Here is a 426-nt window from a genome sequence, read left to right on the forward strand (position 1 = left end):
GCACAGGCTGCGGTGCAGCGCAATACGGCGCTGGGCCAGTCGATCCTGAATGCCCCGGGCGCCGTCGCCCGCTTCGGACTGCGGGCAATGACCGGCAACGTATCTTTGGACGAAGTCGGGCAAGGCATCAGCCAGGCCTGGCAGTCCGAACGCATCAATCAGCTGGAAGCGGCGGGGGACTATGCTGGGGCACAGGCGATTCGGACGCAGAACGTGCTGTCGATCGCCTCGCTGGCGGTTGGCGGTGAAGGGGTGGTGGCGGGCACTGCGGATGTCCTGACCGGTGCGGCGAGAACCGCTACAATGGGTACGCGTCTGGCGGCGGAGGAGTTTGGGGCGTCGCGCACGGGGCAGCTCTTTGCGGCAGGGATGGATCAGGCGGCATACCGGATGGGGTTGACATCCTATGTGGTGCCGCCTGAGTTC

Annotated in this window: 1 protein-coding gene; it reads left to right on the forward strand. The window is 66.2% G+C overall.

Annotated features, from left to right (window positions below; genetic code table 11):
- Nucleotides 1-426: hypothetical protein (locus tag ACYP5B_RS47900; protein ID WP_459574420.1), on the forward strand; the 426-nt coding region annotated here is incomplete at both ends.

Source organism: Cupriavidus sp. 8B (assembly GCF_054589115.1).